This is a genomic window from Arthrobacter sp. SIMBA_036 (genome assembly GCF_046535135.1).
GTDB lineage: Bacteria > Actinomycetota > Actinomycetes > Actinomycetales > Micrococcaceae > Arthrobacter.
In genome coordinates this window covers 152,675-174,680 of sequence record NZ_JAWRXG010000010.1, presented here as the reverse complement: position 1 = coordinate 174,680, position 22,006 = coordinate 152,675, and the positions used below count along the sequence as shown (strand labels likewise).

At 63.4% G+C, this 22,006-nt stretch carries 21 protein-coding genes; 7 read left to right on the top strand and 14 right to left on the bottom strand.

What is annotated here, in order from left to right:
- Positions 1 to 68 precede the first annotated feature (68 nt).
- Positions 69 to 818, top strand: coding sequence for a hypothetical protein (locus tag SB659_RS14835; RefSeq protein ID WP_410550899.1), 750 nt, complete (start codon positions 69 to 71; stop codon positions 816 to 818).
- 49 nt (positions 819 to 867) lie between these two features.
- Here the strand turns inward: SB659_RS14835 and SB659_RS14830 are convergent, their stop codons facing one another.
- From SB659_RS14830 to SB659_RS14785, 10 genes are all read right to left on the bottom strand, one after another.
- Positions 868 to 1,914, bottom strand: coding sequence for an LLM class flavin-dependent oxidoreductase (locus tag SB659_RS14830; RefSeq protein ID WP_410550898.1), 1,047 nt, complete (start codon positions 1,912 to 1,914; stop codon positions 868 to 870).
- Between the two features lie 41 nt (positions 1,915 to 1,955).
- Positions 1,956 to 2,900: an ABC transporter permease gene (locus SB659_RS14825; protein ID WP_284975446.1), complete on the bottom strand. Its 945-nt coding sequence runs from the start codon at positions 2,898 to 2,900 to the stop codon at positions 1,956 to 1,958.
- Positions 2,890 to 3,621 carry an ABC transporter ATP-binding protein gene (locus SB659_RS14820; protein ID WP_284975447.1) on the bottom strand — a complete coding sequence of 244 codons (732 nt, stop codon included), beginning with the start codon at positions 3,619 to 3,621 and terminating at the stop codon, positions 2,890 to 2,892. The genes SB659_RS14825 and SB659_RS14820 overlap by 11 nt, the downstream gene beginning before the upstream one ends.
- A gap of 37 nt (positions 3,622 to 3,658) precedes the next feature.
- Positions 3,659 to 4,810 carry an ABC transporter substrate-binding protein gene (locus tag SB659_RS14815; RefSeq protein ID WP_410550897.1) on the bottom strand — a complete coding sequence of 384 codons (1,152 nt, stop codon included), beginning with the start codon at positions 4,808 to 4,810 and terminating at the stop codon, positions 3,659 to 3,661.
- A 203-nt stretch (positions 4,811 to 5,013) separates the two neighbouring features.
- Positions 5,014 to 5,967, bottom strand: a complete 954-nt coding sequence (mmuM, locus tag SB659_RS14810; RefSeq protein ID WP_410550896.1) for a homocysteine S-methyltransferase — start codon at positions 5,965 to 5,967, stop codon at positions 5,014 to 5,016.
- 18 nt (positions 5,968 to 5,985) lie between these two features.
- On the bottom strand, positions 5,986 to 7,416 hold the full coding sequence (locus SB659_RS14805) for a sulfate adenylyltransferase subunit 1 (RefSeq protein WP_410550895.1): 1,431 nt from the start codon (positions 7,414 to 7,416) through the stop codon (positions 5,986 to 5,988).
- On the bottom strand, positions 7,417 to 8,376 hold the full coding sequence (gene cysD, locus SB659_RS14800; protein ID WP_410550894.1) for a sulfate adenylyltransferase subunit CysD: 960 nt from the start codon (positions 8,374 to 8,376) through the stop codon (positions 7,417 to 7,419).
- Positions 8,373 to 9,119: a phosphoadenylyl-sulfate reductase gene (locus SB659_RS14795; protein ID WP_410550893.1), complete on the bottom strand. Its 747-nt coding sequence runs from the start codon at positions 9,117 to 9,119 to the stop codon at positions 8,373 to 8,375. Before SB659_RS14795 ends, cysD begins: the two co-directional genes overlap by 4 nt.
- On the bottom strand, positions 9,116 to 10,858 hold the full coding sequence (locus SB659_RS14790) for a nitrite/sulfite reductase (protein ID WP_284975453.1): 1,743 nt from the start codon (positions 10,856 to 10,858) through the stop codon (positions 9,116 to 9,118). The genes SB659_RS14795 and SB659_RS14790 overlap by 4 nt, the downstream gene beginning before the upstream one ends.
- Positions 10,859 to 10,958: 100 nt before the next feature.
- Complete coding sequence (locus tag SB659_RS14785) at positions 10,959 to 11,720, bottom strand: sirohydrochlorin chelatase (RefSeq protein WP_410550922.1); 762 nt, start codon at positions 11,718 to 11,720, stop codon at positions 10,959 to 10,961.
- On the opposite strand from SB659_RS14785, the gene SB659_RS14780 reads away from it, so the two are divergent.
- Both SB659_RS14780 and SB659_RS14775 read left to right on the top strand, forming a co-directional pair.
- Complete coding sequence (locus tag SB659_RS14780; protein ID WP_284975454.1) at positions 11,721 to 12,392, top strand: trimeric intracellular cation channel family protein; 672 nt, start codon at positions 11,721 to 11,723, stop codon at positions 12,390 to 12,392.
- A 13-nt stretch (positions 12,393 to 12,405) separates the two neighbouring features.
- Positions 12,406 to 12,828, top strand: a complete 423-nt coding sequence (locus tag SB659_RS14775; RefSeq protein ID WP_284975455.1) for a hypothetical protein — start codon at positions 12,406 to 12,408, stop codon at positions 12,826 to 12,828.
- A 181-nt stretch (positions 12,829 to 13,009) separates the two neighbouring features.
- Here SB659_RS14775 and SB659_RS14770 read toward each other — a convergent pair whose 3' ends face one another.
- From SB659_RS14770 to SB659_RS14755, 4 genes are all read right to left on the bottom strand, one after another.
- Positions 13,010 to 13,879 (bottom strand): type IV toxin-antitoxin system AbiEi family antitoxin domain-containing protein, encoded by an 870-nt coding sequence (locus SB659_RS14770; RefSeq protein WP_410550892.1) that lies wholly within the window; start codon positions 13,877 to 13,879, stop codon positions 13,010 to 13,012.
- Positions 13,880 to 14,401: 522 nt separating this feature from the next.
- Entirely contained in the window at positions 14,402 to 15,505 is a 1,104-nt protein-coding gene (locus tag SB659_RS14765; RefSeq protein ID WP_284975457.1) for a polyprenyl synthetase family protein, read from the bottom strand.
- Between the two features lie 9 nt (positions 15,506 to 15,514).
- Entirely contained in the window at positions 15,515 to 16,858 is a 1,344-nt protein-coding gene (locus SB659_RS14760; RefSeq protein ID WP_410550891.1) for a geranylgeranyl reductase family protein, read from the bottom strand.
- Positions 16,859 to 16,886: 28 nt separating this feature from the next.
- Positions 16,887 to 17,648 carry a demethylmenaquinone methyltransferase gene (locus tag SB659_RS14755; RefSeq protein WP_284975459.1) on the bottom strand — a complete coding sequence of 254 codons (762 nt, stop codon included), beginning with the start codon at positions 17,646 to 17,648 and terminating at the stop codon, positions 16,887 to 16,889.
- Positions 17,649 to 17,739: 91 nt separating this feature from the next.
- Between SB659_RS14755 and SB659_RS14750 the strand changes: the two genes are divergently transcribed.
- The 4 genes from SB659_RS14750 (at position 17,740) to SB659_RS14735 (ending at position 21,998) form a co-directional block, all read left to right on the top strand.
- Positions 17,740 to 19,071, top strand: a complete 1,332-nt coding sequence (locus SB659_RS14750; protein WP_410550890.1) for an isochorismate synthase MenF — start codon at positions 17,740 to 17,742, stop codon at positions 19,069 to 19,071.
- A 196-nt stretch (positions 19,072 to 19,267) separates the two neighbouring features.
- Positions 19,268 to 20,221, top strand: coding sequence for an ABC transporter substrate-binding protein (locus SB659_RS14745; protein WP_410550889.1), 954 nt, complete (start codon positions 19,268 to 19,270; stop codon positions 20,219 to 20,221).
- A 35-nt stretch (positions 20,222 to 20,256) separates the two neighbouring features.
- Entirely contained in the window at positions 20,257 to 21,225 is a 969-nt protein-coding gene (locus SB659_RS14740) for an amino acid ABC transporter permease (protein ID WP_410550888.1), read from the top strand.
- Complete coding sequence (locus SB659_RS14735; RefSeq protein ID WP_284975463.1) at positions 21,222 to 21,998, top strand: amino acid ABC transporter ATP-binding protein; 777 nt, start codon at positions 21,222 to 21,224, stop codon at positions 21,996 to 21,998. The genes SB659_RS14740 and SB659_RS14735 overlap by 4 nt, the downstream gene beginning before the upstream one ends.
- Positions 21,999 to 22,006: the final 8 nt, after the last annotated feature.

Here is a 22,006-nt window from a genome sequence, read left to right as displayed (position 1 = left end):
TAAAGTGGCTGCAGGCCGGATACCAAGCCCGGCCTGCAAGACTCGAAAGCGGAAGGAAACAGGTAGAAATGCCGACAAACCTCTCATTGAAGACCCGCCTCGGCGTAGGAGCAGCAGCCGTTTTGGCCGCCGGCGCCATCGCCAGCGTGGGCGTCAGTGCCGCCTCAGCAACATCCACGTCCCCGTCCCCGTCGGCGACATCGACGGCCGCCCCGTCCACAGGAGCCAAGGCACGCACCCACGCAGGCCTGCACGGCCTCGGTGCTTTCCTGGAAATCACGGCGAATAGCCCTCAGGCGGCCGGTGACCGTGCTGCCAAGGCAGCAACAGCACTGGTGAACCACCAGCAGGTATTCGCTAAGCTCCCCGCAGCCTTGCAGGCTGACCTGAAGGCACTCAAGGACGCCGCCCCCGCGGATCGTGTAGCCGCCGCCTACAAGATCAAGACCACCGCCCTGTCCGGCGGATACGGTACAGAGATTCAGACGCGGGCCGAAACTGCACAGAAGACCAAGACCGAAGGCAAGACCGAAGGTGCGGGCCTGCGGCAGGAGCTGCGCTCAGCGTTCACGTCGGCCAACCCCGGCGCGGGACTCCAGAAGGTCGCCGATCAGGTGATCAGCCACCCGAAGCTTTTCGCCAAGCTCCCGGCCAACCTGCAAGCTGACCTGAACACCCTCAAGGCCGCCGCACCGGCTGACTTGGATGCCCAGGCCAACAAAATCAAGGACACCGCGCTGAACGGCGGTTACGGTGCCAAGATCCAGAAAGCCGCCCAGGCCCTCGGCAAGAAAGCCGAAGCAGCGTCGGCCTCATAAACAGAAGCAACCGCTGACGGCAAAGGCCGGGCAACCCGGACGGCAGGTTCTAGCCGACCGGGTGTCCGGCCTTCCAACCGATGGCTGGTGCGATGTGCTTGGCCACGTTGCTCAGCAGCTTGGCGTTGTAATCCACGCCAAGCTGGTTGGGAATGGTCAGGAGCACGGTATCCGCTGCCTGAACCGCGGCGTCCCGGGCGAACTCCTCCGCCAGGGTTTCGGGTTCGCCGATGTAGCTCTTCCCGAAACGGGACAACGCGCCGTCGAGAATCCCCACCTGGTCCTGGCTATCCGCCTGGGCCCGGAGACCGAAGTAGTGGTTGTCGATCTCGTCCACAATCGGGATTACGCTGCGGCTGACCGAAACCCTGGGCTCGAAGTCATGCCCCGCCGCGGCCCACGCCTCACGGAACATGTGGATCTGCTCGGCCTGCAGCTCATCGAAGGGAATGCCCGTGTCCTCCGTGAGAAGGGTGGAACTCATGAGGTTCATCCCCTGCTCTGCTGCCCAGACCGCCGTCTTGCGTGTCCCTGCACCCCACCAGATCCGCTGTGACAGTCCGGGCGATTGCGGCTGGATCGGCAACAAACCGGTTGCACCGCCCGCGTAGTGCGGATCGGCCGGGGCGACGCCATGGCCGGCAATGGCCTTCCGGAACAACGTGGTGTGGCGGCGGGCCATGTCACCTGCAGCCTCGCCGTCGGCCGGGACGTAGCCGAAGTTGCTTGCACCGTTGAGTGCCGGCTCGGGTGAACCACGGCTCACCCCGAGCTGGAGGCGTCCGTCACTGATGAGGTCCGTGGCCGCTGCTTCCTCCGCCATGTAAAGCGGGTTCTCGTAGCGCATGTCGATCACGCCGGTGCCGATCTCGATCCGGCGGGTTCTTGCTGCGATCGCGCTCAGGAGCGGAAACGGTGACGCCTGCTGCCGTGCGAAGTGATGCACGCGGAAGAACGCCCCGTCGATGCCCAGTTCCTCAGCAGCCACGGCTAGCTCGATGCCCTGTTTGAGGGCCTCACCCGCCGTGGGTACCAACGAGCCGGGGACCCGGGCCCAGTGTCCGAAGGAGAGGAAGCCTATCCGTTTCTTGTGCATGCTGGGGACAACTCATTGCGCGTCCGCAGAATTCCTCAGAACTAGCGGCTGCTGCCGGCCAAAAGTCCGCGGCGCTGCAGGAGGCGTTTCTCTATCGGCCCGAAGACGATGAGTTCGATCAGGATTCCCACGGCGAGGATCAGCAAGATAGCGGCCATGACCACCCCCATATCGGATAGCGAACGTCCTTGGTCAAGGAGCGACCCCAAGCCAAAGCCGATGGTACCGCCCACCGCGATGATCTCCGCGGCCATCAGTGAGCGCCATGAGAAGGCCCACCCCTGCTTCAGGCCGCCAATGTAGCCGGGTAATGCTGCGGGAAGAACGATCTGAAGGGCCATCTGGAACCGGTTGGCGCCCAAGACTTTGCCGACGCTCCGGTATTGCGGCGGGATTTGGTCGACGCCGGAGATCAGGCCGTTGATGATGGACGGGATGGCGCCCATGAGCACCACGAAGTACACCGTGGCGTCGGTCAGGCCGAACCAGATGATCGCTGCAGGAACCCACGCAACGGACGGAAGGACCTGCAACCCTGAGATCAACGGACCAAAGGCCCGTCGAAGCGGTGCCACCTGGGCCAGCAAAAGCCCTACCGGCGTCGCAACCACCACGGAGATGAGGAATCCGATCAGGCCGCGCTGCAGGGAGGTCCACACTGTTTCCTGGACTTTCCCCTCGCCCCACAGCGCCGACAATTGGCTGAGCACATCGAGGGGACCGGGAACCTGATCGCGTCGCTTCAAGCCCAGTGAAACGTAGAACTGCCACACAAGGATGAGCACCACCAGGGCAGCGACGGGAAGCAGAATGCGCTTCCACTCGATCCCGTGCTTACGGCCCGCGTCTGATTGCAGGTTGTCCAGGCCCGCTTCAAGATCGCGTAACTCGGACGTATTGCCCTTCAAGGACGGGGAGGTGATGCGCTCAGTGGGTTCGGTCACGGGGACGGTCCGCTCGTCGGTGGTTGTGGTCTTACTTGGCATGGCGGCGGATCTCCTCGCGAAGGCGGCGGGTAATGGTCCCGGTGAGCTCCCCCGCACGACCGGCATCCGTGCGGTGCTCTTCGGTGACGTTCCATTCGGCCACCACCCGGCCCGGTCGGGAGGACAGAAGTAACACCCGTTGGCCCAACCGGACGGCTTCACGCACGTTGTGTGTCACGAACACGATGGTCCGTCCGGTTTCCTTCCAGATGCGCTCCAGCTCGTCGTGCAGGAGGTCGCGGGTGATCGCGTCGAGCGCCGCAAACGGCTCGTCCATCAGCAACAACTGCCTGTCCTGGGCCAAGGAGCGCGCCAGGGCAACGCGCTGCCGCATGCCTCCGGAGAGTTCATGGGGCCGCTTCTCTCCGGCGCCACCGAGGTGCACCAGTTCCAGCAGTTCGGTTGCCCGCAGCCGCCGGCTCGCTTTGGTGCTGGACTTGTCCGCTAGTTGCAACGCCAGTTCGATGTTGCCGCGGGCGGTCAACCACGGGAACAAGGACGCGTCCTGGAACATGAAAGCCGCGCCGTCGCTGGGCACCTCAAGGGCGCCCGACGTCGGCCGTTCCAGTCCCGCCATGATGTTCAGCAGGGTGGACTTGCCGCAGCCGGACGCACCGAGCAGGGCCACGAACTCGCCCTGCTCGATGGTGGCGTTGACGTCGTCCAGCACCGGGGCGCCGTCGCCGAAGCGCTTGCCCAGGTTCTCGAGTACGACTGGCATGGTCCCGTCCTTCGTGGTGATTGGTGGAGCGTGGTGCTTAGTCTTGGCCGAGTCCCGCAGCGGAGGTCTTTTTGCCCTGTACTTCGTTCAAGGCGCGGAGATCGAAAATTCCGTTGATGTCAGCGGCTTTGGTAGTGCCCGTGTCCACGCCGTCCTGCAGCAATTTCTTGTACGTTGCGGCGAGGGGGTCCGTGGTGAACGTGATGTTCTTCAAGGCCCGGTCAATCACGTTGGCCGCGAGCGGCTTACCCGCTGTGTCCTTGAGGACTGCGTTGATAGTGCTGGCTTTCTCGCTGGCCGAAGCGGTGTTCAGCCAGTTCACGGACTCAACGTGGCCCTTCAGGAGTGCTTTCACAGTCTCGGGGTGTTCAGCGGCGAACTTCTTGTTCACGATCAGGATGGTGGTGGTGAATTCGCCCTTGTCCCACAGATCCTTCTCGTCCACCAGGACCTTCGCCCCGGCTTCGAGGACCAGGCGGGAGGCCCATGGTTCCGGCAGCCACGCGCCGTCGAGCTTTCCGTCTTGGAACAACTTCAGCGTCTGCGCGTTGTCGGTGGGGTTGATGGTCACATCGCCGCTGCCGTCCGGGTTGGTTTTGTAGCCCTGGTGGCCGAGCCAAGCGCGGAGGGCCACGTCCTGGGTGCCACCGAGTTGCGGCGATGCCAGGACCTTCCCCTTGAGGTCGGCGGCCGAGTTGATCCCGGGCTTGACCACCAGTTGGGCTCCGCCTGAAGCTGCGCCGGCGATGATGCTGATGGACTGGCCGTTGCTCTTGACGAAGGAGTTGATGGCCGGGTTAGGGCCGATGTAGGTCGCGTCGATAGCGCCGGCGTTCAACGCTTCCACAGCGGCTGGGCCTGCGTTGAAGACCTGCGTGGTGAGCTTGGTGCTGCCGAGGTCCTTGGCGATGATGCCCTTGCTGATGCCAACCAAGGCCGGAGCATGGGTGACGTTGCTGAAGTAGCCGAGCCGGAGTTCGGCAGCCGGTGAAGTGGCCGCGCTCGGGGCGGCTTGGTTGTTCTGGGAAACGGCGGAGGCAACTGCGGCGCCTGCACCGATCAGCAGCACAACGCCCAGTGCGATCGCGATTTCGATGGTGCGGCGGCGCTTGGCCTTGGGTGCGGTCTCACCGGCGACGATGCGGGTGGTACCTGACCCGGGTTTCTGGGGATCGGGGGTGTTCGACATTGAGGCTCCTAAGGAAGATGGAGAATGCTGGGGGCGGGGTTCAGGCCTCGCGACATCGCCCGTCGAGGGCAAGCAAGGACCAGTCCGGAGAAGTCATGCCTTCACAGTAGGGACTGTCATATTTCCGCTTCAATCCCGCAGAAACCAAGGTTCACGCAGGGTCACCTGGCGTCATAATCGCTTCCGGGGGGTTCCATCTGCGTTCACGCACGGTCACCTGAGGTCATAGTGGCGGCGAGGGCCGCAATGTCGCGCGGTGTGGTGCGGCAGCAACCCCCGATGAGCCGGGCACCACGGTCCAGCCAGTCGGCGGAGTTGCCTGCCAACGTTCCGTTGCCTTGGACACCAGCTGAGGGGCCCCACGTCTTGGTCACGGCGTCGTAGGTCTCCCCCGAGTTCGGGTACGCCACCAGGGGCGCATCGGTGGCTTCCTGCAAGGTGCCCAAAGCCGGCGTCACGAGCTCCAGGGGCACGCAGTTAACCCCGACGGCGGCCACGCGCGGTTCCGCGCGCAGCAGCGCGGCCACCTCCGCCAACGGGGTTCCATCACTGATGTGGCCACCATCCCGCAGCGTAAACGTGAACCAGGATTCGACGTCGAACTCCGCCACGAGGGACAGCAACGCCTCCGTTTCGGCAAACGAGGGAAGCGTCTCGCAAGCCAGGAAATCGGCACCAGCCCCTACCAGCGCGGCAATGCGTGGGCGGTGGAAGTCGCGGAACTCGGCAGGCGAGAGGGTGTAGTCGCCGCGGTACTCAGAACCATCGGCCAGATAGGCGCCATAGGGGCCTACGGAACCGGCCACCAGCAACCGACGCCGGGTTTGGTGAACGGCGAGGTACTCCTGCCGTGCTTGAACGGCCAGCCGTACACTTAACGCCACCAAATCCAGGGCCTCTGCCTCGGTGAGCCCGCGCCGTGCAAAACCCTGCGGCGTGGCCTGGTAACTGGCTGTAATCGCAACGGAAGCACCGGCGTCGAAATAGTCCCGATGGACCTGTTTGATGAGATCGGGCTGTTCCAGGAGGACCTTCGCGGACCACAGCGCGTCCTCCAGATCGCAGCCGTGGGCTTCGAGCTCGGTGGCCAAGGCACCGTCCAGGACCAGGTCGTTCCCGGCTGACAGGAGAGTGCTGAGGGTGGTGTTCTGTGGCATGTGCGCTACGTACGGACCCTAGATGACGTAACGTTCGTCTTCGTGGTCCCCGGGGTGGTCCTTCACCAGGCCTGCGGCCAACGTGTTGCCGTCCAACGGGTCGATCACCAGGAACGCCCCCGTACGGCGGTGATGCAGGTAGTTCTCCAAGGGCAGCGCAGCAGAGAGTCGCAGCTGGGCGTGGCCGATGTCGTTGAGCTCCAAGCTGGACGCGGGTTCCACGTTGAAGGTGGCCAAATCCAGCTTGCCGCTCACTGCACGGACCAACGCCTGCACGGTACGGGTGCCGTGCTTCACCAAAACTTTCTGGCCTTCGCGCAGCGGCTTGGGCGAGAGCCAGCAGAGCGAGGCGTACAGGTCCGCGGTGCTTTCTCGGACAGTGCCTGCGGCGGCAATCGTGTCACCACGGGCGACGTCGATCTCGTCGGCCAAGCGGATGGCGACGGACTGCGGAGCAGCAGCTTCCTGGAGGGAGCGGCCGGCGAAATCGATGCCGATCACCGACGTCGTGCGCGGTTCGTGGCCCGGGGTCAGGACGGTAACTTCGTCTCCGAGCTTGACCGAGCCCTCAGTGATCTGGCCTGCGTAGGCACGGTAGTCGCGGTACGCCTCGACGTCGAGCCCGGCTGCGACGGCGTCAGGAGCCAAGGCACCTTGGGGACGGATCACCAGCTGCACCGGGAAGCGGAAGCTCTCCAGGTCGGCCTCGAGCTCGTCGGCTGCAGGAAGGGTTTCGAGGACCTCCAGCAACGCTGGGCCGCTGTACCAAGGGGTGCGCTCGGAGCGATCCACCACGTTGTCGCCGTCCAGCGCCGAAACGGGCACCACAAATAGATCCGTCACACCGCTCGCGTTTGACTGTTCACGGCCCAAGCCAAGTTCGCGGGCCACCTTCTGAACATCTGCTTCGATGTCGCGGTACACCTGCTCGCTGAAGTCCACCAGGTCGATCTTGTTCACGGCCACAATCACGTGGGCAACGCGGAGCAACTGCAGCACGGAAAGGTGCCGGCGGGTCTGCTCAAGCACACCCTTGCGGGCGTCAATGAGCACGACGACGGCATCCGCGGTGGACGCGCCCGTCACCGTGTTCTTGGTGTACTGAACGTGGCCGGGGCAGTCCGCCAGGATGAAGCTGCGGCGGTCCGTGGCGAAGTAGCGGTAGGCGACGTCGATCGTGATGCCCTGCTCGCGCTCGGCGCGGAGGCCGTCGGTGAGGAGGGCAAGGTCGATCGCCCTTGTTCCGGTGGCGTTCTCGCCGCCGAAACCGCGGTCCGCGGAGGTGCGGGCAACGGCGTCGAGCGTGTCGGCAAGGATCGCCTTGGAATCGTGAAGGAGCCGGCCCACCAAGGTGGACTTGCCGTCGTCGACCGATCCGGCGGTGGCGAAGCGGAAAAGGGTGGTGGGCAGGGCTGTTTCCAGCCCGGAAGCCAAAGTTTCGGTGCTCATTTAGAAGTAGCCGTCCTTCTTGCGGTCTTCCATGGCGGCCTCGGAGATGCGGTCATCTGCTCGGGTGGCGCCACGTTCGGTCAGGGTGGAGGCAGCGACTTCAACAACGACGTCGGCCACGGTGCGGGCGTCGGACGCGACGGCACCGGTGCAGGACATGTCACCGACCGTGCGGTAGCGCACCAGTTTGGTGATGACTTCCTCGTCCGGGCGCGGCTGGGAAACTTCGCCCACTGCGCGCCACATGCCATCACGGGCGAAAACGTCACGCTCGTGCGCGTAGTACAAACCGGGGAGCTCGATGTTCTCGCGTTCGATGTACCGCCAGATGTCCAGCTCGGTCCAGTTGCTGATGGGGAACGCCCGGACGTGCTGGCCCACGGTGTGGCGGCCGTTGTACAGATTCCACAGCTCGGGCCGCTGATTGCGCGGATCCCACTGGCCGAACTCGTCGCGGAGGCTCAGGATGCGCTCCTTGGCGCGGGCCTTGTCCTCATCCCGACGACCACCACCGAACACGGCGTCGAACTTGTTCCGCTGGATCGCGTCCAGCAACGGAACTGTCTGCAGCGGGTTGCGGGTGCCATCGGCCCGCTCGGCCAACTCGCCGCGGTCGATGAACTCCTGCACCGAGCCGACCACCAGTTTCAGGCCGAGGCGCTCAACCGTGCGGTCACGGAAGTCGATAACTTCAGGGAAATTGTGGCCAGTGTCCACATGCAGAACAGGGAAAGGCACCTTGCCCGGCCAGAATGCCTTGGTGGCCAGGTGCAGCATGACCACGGAGTCCTTGCCGCCGGAGAACAGCAGCGCGGGCTTCTCGAACTCGGCGACGACTTCGCGGATGATGTGAATGGCCTCGGACTCGAGCGTGTCCAGGCTGCTCAGGCGGGTCGACTGCAGAGCCGCAGCAGCAGCTACCGCCCCGGGAGTGGGCGCATTGGTTGTTTGGGTGCTCATGTGTGTAGTCCGCATTCTGTCTTGTCGGATCCTGCCCATCGGCCTGCGCGGGGATCTTCGCCCGGGGCCACTTTGCGGGTGCAGGGCTGGCAGCCGATGGACGGGTAGCCCTGGCTCAGGAGGGGGTTGACGGGAAGGATGTTGTCCTCGGAGTACTCCACCAAGTGGTCAAACGTCCAGTCGACCATGGGGTTCACTTTGACCAGGCCGAAGCCCTCGTCCCAGGTAACCACCGGAGTGTTGGTGCGGGTGGGGGCTTCATCGCGGCGGACACCGGTGAACCAGGCCTCGTAGCCGGAAAGCGACCGGCGGAGCGGCTGCACCTTCCGGAGCGCGCAGCACTGGGCGGCATCGCGGGCGAACAAGTCCTTGCCCAGCAGGCGGTCCTGCTGTTCAACCGTGGTCTCGGGAAGGACGTCCACTACGTTGACGCGCAGATTCGCCGCAACTTCGTTGCGGGTCTCGTACGTTTCCTTGAAGTGGTAGCCCGTGTCCAGAAACAAGACGTCGACGCCGGGAAGCTGGTCCGCGACCAAGGCGGGCAGGACGGCGTCGGCCATGGAGCAGGCGACGGTCACCGCGGGCAGCTCGAAGTTACGGGCTACCCACGCGATGACGTCCCTCGCCGGGGCGTTCCAGCCGAGCTCTGCGGCGCCGGCTTCGGCCAAGGCCTTGAGCTCTTCGTGTGAACGCAGTGCGGACCGGGGTGCCGGAGTCGGGGCGACGGCCCGGGAATGGGTCACTGAAGGTCTCCTTCATCTGCGGCGAGTGCCCACTCTGCGAAGGTCTGGCCCTCGGCGCCGTCGGCCACGAACTTACGGACAACGCGCTCCACATAGTCGGGCAGGTTTTCCACTGTGACCTTGAGGCCGCGGACGGTACGTCCCAGGCCGGCTTCCTCGCGCTCGTTGTTGGCCAGCCCGCCACCGAGGTGGACTTGGAAACCCGGGGTGGGGTCGCCGTCGGGCGTCGGCAGCATCATGCCCTTGAGGCCGATGTCGGCGGTCTGGATACGAGCGCAGGAGTTCGGGCAACCGTTGATGTGGAGAGACAGTGCCTGGGGCAGTTGCTTGGTCTCCACGAGATCGGCCAGCCGGCGTTCCAGTTCAGCAATGGCAGTTGCCGCGGTGACCTTGGTTTCCACGATGGCCAGCTTGCAGAACTCGATGCCGGTGCACGCGATGGTGCCGCGGCGGAACACGGAGGGTCGGGCCGAGAGGCCCAAGGTGTCCAGCTCGGCGACAAGCGGTTCCACCTGCTCTTTGGCCACGTCAAGGATGACGAGCTTCTGGTGAGGAGTAGTGCGCAGGCGGTAGGAACCGTGCTTTTCCAAGGTATCGGCCAGCGTGACCAAGGCCTCGCCGGACGTCCGTCCCACGGTGGGCGTCACGCCGATGAAGAACTTGCCGTCCTTCTGCTCATGGACGCCGATGTGGTCACCGGGAGATGTCGGCTTGGGAGCGGCCGGGCCATCAGGAAGCTTGAAACCGAGGTATTCGTCTTCAAGGATCTGGCGGAACTTGGCCGGACCCCAGTCGTTCATGAGGAACTTCAGGCGTGCTTTGGTGCGCATGCGGCGGTAGCCGTAGTCGCGGAAGATGCTGGTGACACCGAGCCACACTTCAGCGGCGACGTCGGCTGAGACGAACACGCCGAGCCGTTCCGCCAGGCGCGGGTTGGTGGAGAGGCCACCGCCAACCCAGAGGTCATAACCGGCACCCAGCTCAGGGTGGATGACGCCCACCAAGGCGAAGTCGTTGATCTCATGGACCACGTCCTGGGACGGGTGCCCGGTGATGGCCGTCTTGTACTTGCGAGGCAGGTTTGCCAGCTCAGGATCGCCGATGAAGCGCTCGGCGAGTTCGTTGATGATCGGCGTCGGATCGATGATCTCGTCCTTGGCGATCCCGGCAACCGGCGACCCCAGGATGACGCGGGGAACATCGCCGCAAGCCTCGGTGGTGGACAGGCCGATCGATTCCAGGCGGCGCCAGATCTCCGGCACATCCTCAACGCGGATCCAGTGCAACTGGATGTTTTGGCGGTCAGTCAGGTCTGCAGAGCCGCGGGCAAAGTCCACGGAAATTTGGCCGATGACACGAAGCTGCTCAGTGGTCAGCGCGCCGCCGTCAATGCGCACACGCAGCATGAAGTACTTGTCTTCGAGCTCGTGCGGTTCAAGCGTTGCGGTCTTGCCGCCGTCGATCCCGGGCTTGCGTTGCGTGTAAAGGCCCCACCACCGGAAGCGCCCGTGCAGATCCGTGCCTTCAATGGAGTCGAAACCCTCTTTGGAGTAGACAGATTCAATGCGTTCACGGACGTTCAGCCCGTTATCGTCCTGTTTCCACGTTTCGTTGGCATTGAGGGGCGTGGTGCCATCAACCTTCCACTGGCCGTGGGGCTTGGCGGCGGGACGGGTGCGCGCCGGGCGGGACGGGACTGCGGTGTCCGCCGACGCACCGGCTACAGCTGTATCTGTCATGCATCGACTGTAGGTCCGGCCAGATTTCGTCAGCAAAGGTCCGGAAACGCTAAGTCACCTAGGGAAACATTTCGTCATGAACGCGCCCGAGGCCTTGCATTTACGAAGTGACCACGCCGTCAAACCGTTCCAGCGCGATCTCCGATAACACCAGTGAGGGCAGCAGCGGAGCAGTCACGACGTCGGCGCCGGCCTTGGCCAACTGATCGTGGAAATAGCCTGTTGCCAGGAGGTAGGAGGCGATGAAGACCCTGCCTGGTGTGCCGTCGGCGGCGAGTTCGGCACGCAAGGCGGCGACGCCGTCGGGCACTGTTGGCTGGGCACTGGCACCATAGGCGACGCGGACCTTGTTGGGCAGCAGCTTGGCCAGGAGCCGTCCTTGCTCCTCCGAGTCCACCGAGCCGTCGGGAAGTGACGATCCGGCGGCAGCCAGCAGCACGCCGTCGTTCTCCCCCAAGCCGGCAGCACGCAGGTGGCTGGCGAGCAGCTCGGCCAAGCGCGGGTCCGGACCCAACGGCCTGGCGGCCACGACTTCCGGGCGGCCGGCAATCGCCTTGGGGACGTCCACTTTGACGTGGAATCCGGTGGACAGCAGAAGCGGCACGACGACGGCGGCTGTCCCCTCGGGCAGGGCCGCGACCACGGCGGAAAGCTCCGGTTCCTGCACGTCCACGTAGGCCTCCAGGACCTTCAAACCGGGACGCGCGGCCTCAATCTCTGCCATCACCTGACGGATGGCGGCTTGGCCGGCGGCGTTCCGGGTTCCGTGGGCGCAGGCGATCAAAACGGGGCTGTTCATGGGAGCTAGCGTAACGTTGAGCAAGCATCTGTTCAGAGCCGCACCCAGAAAGAACCCGTTCAGTTGATTCCCATTGACATTGTCCTTCTGTGGCTCGACTTGGTCGGCGTCTTCTTCTTTGCGGTGTCCGGTTCCCTCCTTGCCGCCCGCAAACAATTCGACATCGTGGGCTCGGTGCTGTTGGCATCCCTCGTGTCGCTGGGCGGCGGCGTCATCCGGGACATCATTCTCAATGCCGGGCCGCCAATTGCCTTCACCAACCCTGCGTACCTGGCCCCGCCCCTTTTGGCCGCGATGCTGGTGTACTTCCTTTTCTCCTCCGTCCAGCGGTTTACGTCCCTTTTGACCCTGTTCGACGCCGGCGGGTTGGCCCTGTTCTGCATCACCGGGACGCTCAAGGCGCTAACCGCCGGCATGAATCCTGTCGCCGCGATCCTGCTCGGCGTGACCACGGCGGTGGGTGGCGGCATGCTGCGCGACATCACGGCCAACGAGATTCCTACCTTGTTCAACAACCGGGACATCTACGCGTTGCCTGCCTTTGTGGGGGCCGGCCTGACCACGTTGTTGTGGCATCTGGGCCTCTTCAGCGGAGTGACCGCTTGCGCCGTGGCCGCCGTCGTCTTCGCTTTCCGCGTCACGGCTTGGCGACGCAGTTGGTATGTGCCGTTGGCTGTCCGCGGATGGCACCGCACCGGCAGCGGTCCCAGCGCAATTTCGGGTGCCCGGGATTAGCTAGGATAAGAGCATGACTGACATGTTCCTCGAGAAGTTCCGCGCGCTGGTCCCAAAGTATCTCGAGGATGAATGGCAGGAAGAAGACGGCCTGACGCCGGACGAACTCGATGACGCCCTCGCCGAACACTCCTTCACCATCCCCCTGGTTTTGCGCGAGTTTTACCAGGCCTTGGGTGGCTGCGAGGATCTCATGGAGGCTTACCACTACTTCTGGGACCCCGAAGAGCTTGAGGTGGACGACGAAGGCTTCCTGATGTTCCTCGAGGACGAGGACGAGCAATTCACCTGGGGCTTCCGCACCGCCGATCTCAGCATCCCGGACCCCATCGTTTGGCGCCGTAACAACGCCCGTGGCCAGTGGAAGAGCGAAGAAGGAACGTTCTCGGAATTCGTGTTCGATATGTTCGAGTGGGCGTTCAACGACGAAGACTAAGTTTCACTTTTTCAGCAGCCCCTGCGCGCCCTTTACCGGGTTGCCGGGGGCTGTTTTGCTGGGGGCCCTTGTACGGCCACCACCCACTTTGATTTTGACCCGGCCCCGACACGCGGTTCAGGGTGCGTGTCGCCAGCAGTTTATGGCCAAAGTTGGTGGTGGCGGTACGGAAGCAAGGGATTTACGACGGCGGAACCCACCCGGGCGCGTATCTCGCCGGCGCGTAGCGTCCACCCTCCCTGTTGCGAAGAACTGCGAGGACCTCGGCAACCATCCGCTCAGGATGATGAACGACGTCGGCGTAGTAGTACCGGAGGGTCAGCAGGCCGCCGCGTAGGCCCGCGTTATTCCTGTACTGGTCCTTCTTGACCTGTTTCCCCTCAAGGTGCGTGCCGCCGTCGAGTTCAACCACCAGGCATTCGTTGACCAAGCAGTCCACCTCCCCCACCCCGGCCAATGGCACGTGCATGCGCACTCGCAAGCCCGCCCTTGCAAAGTGGGCGTGGGCCAGCACTTCCAAGAGGGAGTCGGCCCGGGGCAGGACCAAGTCCATGGTTTTTCGGATCCTGCCATTCCTGTTGCCGGGCAGCTTCGACTTCAGGAATTCCGTCGACAGGAGTGCCCGGCTGATTGCGCTCTGCACCATCACGAGCGATTCCAGCTCCGGAAGGCACCTGAGGGCGTGCAGCAAGACATCGGCCACCCCGGCGACGGGCATGTATGGGTGGCGCGGGTGTAGGCATGCTCCATGATGGATCACGTGCCGCCGCTTCTTGCCGGCGCTGCAGCTGAGGTGCAGATCTTCGTCCCCGTGCAAGGTCCACAGTCCGTAAAAGCGTGCCGCGGAAAGGCATGTGATCAAGCCGTCCGCCCTAAAAGCAGCAACGACGTCGGGCGCTGCGCCTTCAACTACGTAGACGCCGCGATGCAGCCTAAGAATTGAACCTGCCTCCAACGCGGCTGCCACGGTCCGACGAGTGAATCCCGCCCTTCGCAGCGAGTCCATGGTGGCAGCGCCGTGCCGAGTACGCAGGAATTGTGTGATGTCCATATGCCAAGGCTTGGGTCCTGAGCAGCCAGACGGGGACGAGAATCGTCGTATGTGGACAACCGCCGTGTACTTCCACCACCAACTTTGAAGGCCAACCTGGCTGCGACACACCCTTGGCGCGGCGTGTCCTTGGCACTCGAAATTCAAAGTTGGTGGCCGGGGATTTGCGTTTTCAGTAAACCCCCTGCGGCAGCGAAAGAATTGTTGACCCACTGAGTTGCATATGTGACAGGACTGTCATAAGCTTTTCACGGATCCACTAAATGCCTCCGGTGGTTCTGATGCGAACGGAGATTGTGGTCCCGGTTCGGTGCAGCGTATGACTCGTAACGTTGCAGCGACCCGGGGCCATTCCGTTTAAGCGCCATCAAAGAAGCGCCATCAAAAGAAGCGCCACGAAAAGATAGGTCCAGCCCAAAGGACCCAGGATCCTTGCAGACAGAAAAACAGGCGCCCGGCCCATGGGTGGGTCCGGACGCCTGCCACGTCAAAGTTTGCGGGAAATCCGCGTGAAAAAGGGGACTAGCTGCTGCGGTCCACCACTGCGTGCGCAAAGTTGGTCAACGACGCTTTGACAACGCCCTCCGGCAACGGCGCCAAAGCGGCGACGGCCTCGGCGGACCACTGGCGGGCGATCTTCCAGGACTCCTGGGTGACTGGGTGCTCGCGTAAACCGGCCACAGCTTCGGCCAGGGCCTCATCGGAGGACAGGTCGCCATCGATCAGTCCCAAGAGCGCAGTTGCCGAGGCATCTCCAGCGGCGGCGTCGCGACGCAGCAGCAGCACAGGCAAGGTTGGCACTCCCTCGCGAAGGTCGGTGCCCGGGGATTTACCGGACTTGACCTTCACACCGGTGACGTCGATGACGTCGTCGGCGAGTTGGAAGGCCACGCCTACCTTTTCCCCGTACTCCACCAGCAGGTCTTCGAAGTCAGGATCGGCCCCGGCGAAGATCGCACCCAGCTGTCCCGAGGCAGCGACCAGCGAACCAGTCTTGTCTGCGATGACGGACAGGTAGTGGTCCACGGGATCTTCGTCTTCTCGAGGACCCACGGTTTCATGCAGTTGGCCCAGGCACAGCCGCTCGAAGGTCCGGGCCTGGATGCCGAGCGCGCGGGATCCGAGCTCGGATACCAGAATGGAGGCGCGGGCAAAGATGAGGTCTCCGGTGAGGATGGCCACCGAGTTGCCCCACACTTCATGGGCAGTGGGAGCGCCGCGACGGAACGGCGCGGAATCCATCACGTCGTCGTGGTACAGCGTGGCCAGATGGGTCAGTTCAACCACGACCGCGGCCTGGACTACCTCGGGACGCGAGGCATCGCCGAGGTGTGCGCAGAGCAAGGTCAGCAGTGGACGGATGCGTTTGCCGCCAGCTTCCACCAGGTGACGCGACGTTGCATCAGCCAGGGGGTCGGAGTTGGAGATGGCTTCGCGGAGCTTCTTTTCCACCCGTGCAAGGTTGGTGGTGATAGCCGGACCGAGCTCGGCATCCCCGGCGATGGCGGCAAAACCCGCGGGTAGCTGGAGGCCCGTGGCAATCGCAGTGGTGTTGAGGGAAGGCTCATTGGACTCGGGCAGGCCGTGCCCGGCATGCGTCCAGCTGTGTTCGGCAGAATTCGTCACGGCTTAACCCTAACTAGTTGTTGCGGAAACCGCGGTGTCGGAGCCGGCTGCCTGAAAAGAGCGGGCTGAAGAGGTATTGGAGGTGGGCGGCACCAGTAGCTCAAGAACCCTGATGACCCGGTCTTCGAAGCCCTTTGCGGAAGGGTCCGTGAGGTTGGCGAGCATGCGCACCACAAAGCGCATCAACACAGGAATGGGCATGCCCGTGCGCAGCGCAAGCTTCATCACCGCGGGCTTACCAATGAGTGAGGCGAAGAGCCGGCCCAACGTGAAGTGCGATCCCCACTGGTCCCGCACATAGTCCGCGTACCGCGCAAGGTGCGCATCGGCGTCGTGCGTGGTCCAGCCGGCCGACACCGAACGGGAGGAAGCGTCAATGATGAACTCTGCCGCGAACCGGGCCGATTCCATCGCGTAGGAGATGCCCTCGCCATTGAACGGTGACACCATGCCGCCGGCATCGCCCAACAGCAGCAGCCCGGGCGAGTAATGCGGCGTGCGGTTGAAGCCCATGGGCAGCGCAGCGCCGCGGATCTCCCCCACTTGGTTCGCGGGCGTGAAGCCCCATTCAGGGGGCATTCCGGCGGTCCATTCGCGGAGGACCTGTTTGTAGTCGAGCTTGCCGAATTCCTTGGAGGAGTTCAGGATGCCGAGTCCCACATTGGACGTGCCATCGCCCACCCCGAACACCCAGCCGTAACCGGGCAGCGGTTTCCCGGACTTTCCAGGAAGCTCAAGCCACCCTTCCATCCAGTCGTCGTCATGCCGGGGCGAGGTGAAGTAGGTGCGGACGGCCACGCCCAGCGGGCGGTCGTCGCGTTTTTGCATCCCGAGCGACACTGCGGTCCGGGTTGAGTTTCCGTCTGCGGCGAGTACGACGTCGGCATGGAAGTCCCGCGTTTGCCCCGTCTTACGTCCGGACTCATCGAGGATTGCGGCACGGGCACCGATCACCCTGCCGTCTTCATCCTGCAAGGCCGTGGTCACGCTGTGGTGTTCAAGCACGACGGCGCCCGCGGCCTGGGCGTGGCGGGCCAGTGACTCGTCGAAACCGAGACGGGTGCGGATCAGGCCATACGTGGGAAAGTCGGCGACTTCCGGCCACGGCAGTTCGATGGTGCGGCCGCCGGCAATCAGGCGCAGGCCCTTGTTCCGGCGCCACCCCTCCTCCGCAGCGTGGGGCAGCCCGAGCTTTTGGATCTCGCGGACCGCGCGCGGCGTGAGGCCGTCTCCGCAGACCTTTTCACGGGGAAAAGCGGTCTTCTCCAGCACGGTGACATCTATGCCGGCCGTCGCAAGGTAATACGCAGCGGTGGACCCGGCTGGCCCGGCCCCAACAATCAGTACTTTCACGTCGTCCTAAATCAGCAGGCGAAAAAAGTCATCCGGCCTGGTGGCGCGGCTTGATGTGGCGGCGCAGTTTGGCCACCGGAACGCTTTCACGATGCTCGGCAGGCTTCTGCGCCCGGTGCACGGCAACGATTCCACCACTGAGGTTGCGGTACGTAATGTCCGTCCAGCCGGCGTCACTGAGCCATTGGGCAAGGTTGTCCTGGTCCGGCCAGGCGCGAATGGATTCGGCCAGGTACACGTAGGCGTCCGGGTTGGAGGACACTTTGGTTGCGATGGCCGGCAGCGCACGCATCAGGTATTCGGTGTACAGGTTGCGCCAGAGCGGAACCACGGGATGGGAGAACTCGGCGATGACCAGCCGGCCGCCGGGCTTGGTGACGCGCAGCATCTCTTCCAGGGCCTTGCGGGGTTCCACGACATTGCGCAAACCGAAGGAGATGGTGGAGGCATCGAAACTGTTGTCAGCGAACGGCAGGTTCGTCGCGTCCCCGGCGATGAAGTCGATGTCCGGCCGGCGGCGTTTACCCACCTTGAGCATTCCGAGGGAAAAGTCACACGCCACTACGTCTACGCCGGCGTCCGCATAGGGTTCGCTGGACGTGCCCGTTCCGGCAGCAAGGTCCAGGACCTTTTGGCCCACCTTGACATCCATGGCGTCCACAACGATGCGGCGCCAACGCCGTGTCTGCCCCATGGACAGGACATCATTGACGACATCGTATTTTGGGGCGACATCATCAAACATCGTCGCAACTTCGTCCGGACGCTTTTCCAAGGATGCTCGGTTCACCCTGCAATTGTCTCAGACATTCAGCGGACTTTGCTGCGCTGTAGAAGAAGGGTCAAGTTCTTCCTGAACCCGGGAGTAGTGTAGTTCCATCATGACGAGCACGCTCCGCACTTTGACAGTCCCCCTCGATGTTGATTCATCCTCCGGGGGGCTGCCGTCGTTTCTGGTCCGGGACGACGTCCTGTGCTGGTCCAGGCGGGAGAACGGACTGGTGGGATTCGGTGAGCTGGCGCGGTTCACAGCCTCCGGTCCTGACCGTTTCCTTGAGGCCGATATCTGGTGGCGCCACCTCGTGATCGAGGCCGACGTCACTGATGCCGTGGAACTGCCCGGCACCGGCCCGGTGGCCTTCGGCTCCTTTGCCTTCTCCAAGACGTCAGCGTTCGAATCGGGCCTTGTCCTTCCTGAAATCGTGGTCGGGATCCGGGACGGGAAGTCCTGGCTCACGCAACTGACCCTCGACGACGTCGAACTCACCGAGGCGGGAGCCCTCGCCGCTTTGGCTGGCTGGCTTCGCATTGACCAGGACGACGACGCGTCACCATTCGAGGACCTGTCACCTGTAACTGCGGACGGAACCGCCACCTTGGCGAGCGGTTCGCTCAGCGAAGCGGACTGGAAGCAGGCGGTCGCTGACGGTGTGGCGCAGATTCGCACTGGCAAGCTGGAAAAGCTGGTGCTGGCGCGCGACGTCGTGGCAACCCTGCCTCACGGTGTCAAAGCCGCCAAGGTCCTGCAGCAATTAGCCAGCCGATACCGCGAATGTTGGACGTACGGTGTGGACGGCCTCGTGGGTGCTACTCCGGAAATGCTCATCCAGGTGGAGGGCCGGACCGCACAAGCACGCGTCCTGGCCGGAACGTTGGATCGGCGCGACGCTGAAGGGATCGACGGCTCACCCATGGAGTACGCGGAACGCGTCTTGGCAGGGTCGGAGAAACAACGCCACGAGCATGAGATTGCGATCCAATCACTGACCACACAGCTTGCCCCTTTCTCTGAGGCGATGAACGCGCACAGCGAACCGTTCATTCTGGAACTGCCCAACGTGTGGCATCTGGCCTCAGACGTCAAGGCCGAACTGGCCGACGTCGAAGGGCATGTCCCCACGTGCCTGGCACTGATTAACGCCCTCCATCCCACAGCCGCAGTGTGTGGAACACCCACGCTGGTGGCAGGTGAACTGATCCGCGAACTGGAACACATGGACCGCGGCCCGTACGCGGGGCCGGTAGGTTGGCTCGATGCCGCGGGCAACGGCGAATGGGGAATTGCCCTGCGCGGTGCCATCATCGAAAGCCCCACCAGCGTCCGGCTGTATGCGGGATGCGGAATCGTTGAAGGCTCAGTTCCCGAGGCCGAACTCGCCGAGACGTGGGCCAAATTCCGGCCGATGCTCGAATCGCTGGGCATCAACAGCTGAATTACGCCCCACCGGAGCCTGTCTCCGGCCTGCGGAACTGTCTGGAATGCGAGACAATAGCCTCGTCGTGGGTCTTGATTTTTCACTAAGCTAGTTATCCAATAGTAAAACTTAGTTTTCTGTGACGCACATCTCACGTTCGGCGTTACACTATGAACCGATTAGTTTCGCATCCGCTGCAACAAAAGGTAAGAAAATGCAGAAATCCCGTTCGCTTCCGGTCACTTCGACGCTCAAGGCTGCTGCAGTCATTGCAATCGGTGCTCTGGCACTGACCGGCTGCACCAATGCCTCGCAAGCTGGCCCTTCCAGTGCCGCTTCGGCTTCCGGTAGCGCCAACGCAAGCTTCGATCCCACCACCATCACCAAGGACGATGCTTTGGCAGCCATGGTCCCTGCGGCCTTGAAGTCCAAGGGAACCCTGACCGTTGGTTCGGATACCTCTTACGCTCCGGCGGAGTTCCTCGGTGCCGACGGACAGACTCCGGTGGGTTACGACGTCGACATCGCCAAGGCGATCGGTGCCACCTTGGGCCTCAAGGTTCAGGTGCAGACCGCAGAGTTCACCGGCATCCTTCCGGCCCTTGGCCCTAAGTACGATCTCGGCATTTCTTCCTTCACGATCAACCCTGAGCGCCTCGGGGCCGTCAACATGGTGAGTTACTTCAACGCCGGCACCGCCTGGGCTGTGCAGAAGGGCAACCCGAAGAAGTTCTCCCTCGATGACGTCTGCGGCAAGTCCATCGGCGTCCAGACCGGCACCGTCCAGGAAGACCCTGACCTGTCGGGCCGCAACAAGAAGTGCGCAGCTGACGGCAAGCCTGCCATCAACATCGTCACCCTCAAGAACCAGACCGACGTCACCACGCGCCTGGTGAACGGCAGCATCGACGCCATGGCAGCGGACTCCCCCATCATCGGCTACGCCTTGGCCCAGACCAACGGCCAGCTCGAAAAGCTCGGGGATGTCTACGACGCCGCTCCCCAGGGTATTGCCGTGGCAAAGTCCGACACCGCCCTCGCCGCCCTCATCCAGAAGACGCTGACCAAGCTCATGGCTGACGGTTCCTACAAGAAGATCCTCACCGGCTGGGGCAACGCCGAAGGCGCCATCACCACCTCCGAGGTAAACCCGGCGGTCAAGTCTTGAGTATTCCCGCCACCGATCACAAATCAGGTGCACACATGGACCACCATGGAGGCAACAAAGCCCCGGTACTGAACGATTCAGTCCCGGTCAGGCACCCGGGGCGGTGGATCAGCGCACTGGTCATCCTTGGCCTGCTGGCCTTGATGATCCAGAGCGTGGTCACCAACACCAACTTCCGTTGGGATGTTGTGGGCACGTACATCCTGGACACCAAGGTGGTACAGGGCGTCGGCTGGACGCTCCTGCTCACCGTGGCCTCCATGGTCATCGCAATCGTCCTCGCCATCCTGCTGGCCGTCATGCGCCAGTCCGACAACCCGGTCCTGCGGTACACCGCATGGCTCTGGGTCTGGTTCTTCCGCGGAACCCCTGTGTACACGCAGTTGGTGTTCTGGGGCCTGGTGGCCGTTCTCTACCCGAAGATCAGTGCCGGGGTGCCGTTCGGTCCCGAACTGTTCAGCGTTGACACCAACACCGTCATCACCGCCCTCGTGGCTGCGATCCTGGGCTTGGGCCTGAACGAATCGGCGTACCTGGCGGAGATTTTCCGTGCCGGCCTGAAATCCGTGGACAAGGGACAGACCGAAGCCGCCGAAGCCCTGGGCATGAGCAATGCCAAGATCATGTGGCGGATCATCCTGCCCCAGGCCATGCGCATCATCGTCCCCCCGACGGGCAACGAGACCATCGGCATGCTCAAGACCACCTCCCTGGTTCTGGCCGTGCCGTTCACCCTGGACCTGACGTTCGCCACCAACGCATTGGCCAACCGGATCTACCTTCCGGTGCCGCTGCTGATCGTGGCCGCTATCTGGTATCTGGTCATCACCAGCCTGCTCATGGTGGGTCAGCACTACATCGAGGCCTACTACGGCAAGGGTGTAGACAACCTGGCCCCTGCAGTCATCAACCCTGCAGCAGCAAAGGCTTCAGCCGCGATGGCACCCAGCGCCGCAGCAGAACCGTCTTTGATGATGGACGACCCCGAGGATGAGGCAAAATGAGCACCACCACCGACAAACCCCTGGTGCGCATCGAAGGGCTCCACAAGTACTTCGGCCCGCACCACGTGCTCCGCGGCATTGACCTGACCGTCAACCAAGGCGAAGTATCGGTAGTCATCGGGCCGTCCGGTTCCGGCAAATCCACCATGCTCCGCTGCGTGAACCTCTTGGAGAGCATCAGCGCCGGACGCATCTCCGTTGGCGATCAACTGATCGGCTACCGCGAAGTCAACGGCCGCCTCCATGACCTGAAAGTCAAGGAGATCGCTGCGCAGCGCCGGGAGATCGGCATGGTGTTCCAGCGTTTCAACCTGTTCCCGCACAAGACAGCGCTGTACAACGTCATGGAAGCTCCCGTGCAGGTCAAGGGAAAGAACAAGGGCGCCGCCAAAAAGCAGGCCCTTGAACTCCTCGACCGGGTGGGCCTGGCTGACCGCGCCAACCACTACCCCGGCCAGCTTTCAGGTGGCCAGCAGCAACGTGTGGCGATCGCCCGGGCCTTGGCCATGGAACCGGAACTGATGCTCTTCGACGAGCCCACCTCCGCACTGGACCCCGAGCTGGTGGGCGACGTCCTGAACGTGATGAAAGACCTGGCAAAGTCCGGAATGACCATGATCGTGGTAACCCACGAGATCGGCTTCGCCCGCGAAGTAGGCGACCGGCTCACCTTCATGGACGGCGGGGTGGTCGTCGAATCCGGTGACCCCCGGGAGATCATCGCCAACCCCCAGCACGCGCGGACCAAGGAATTCCTGAGCCGCGTTCTGTAGCCCGCTGC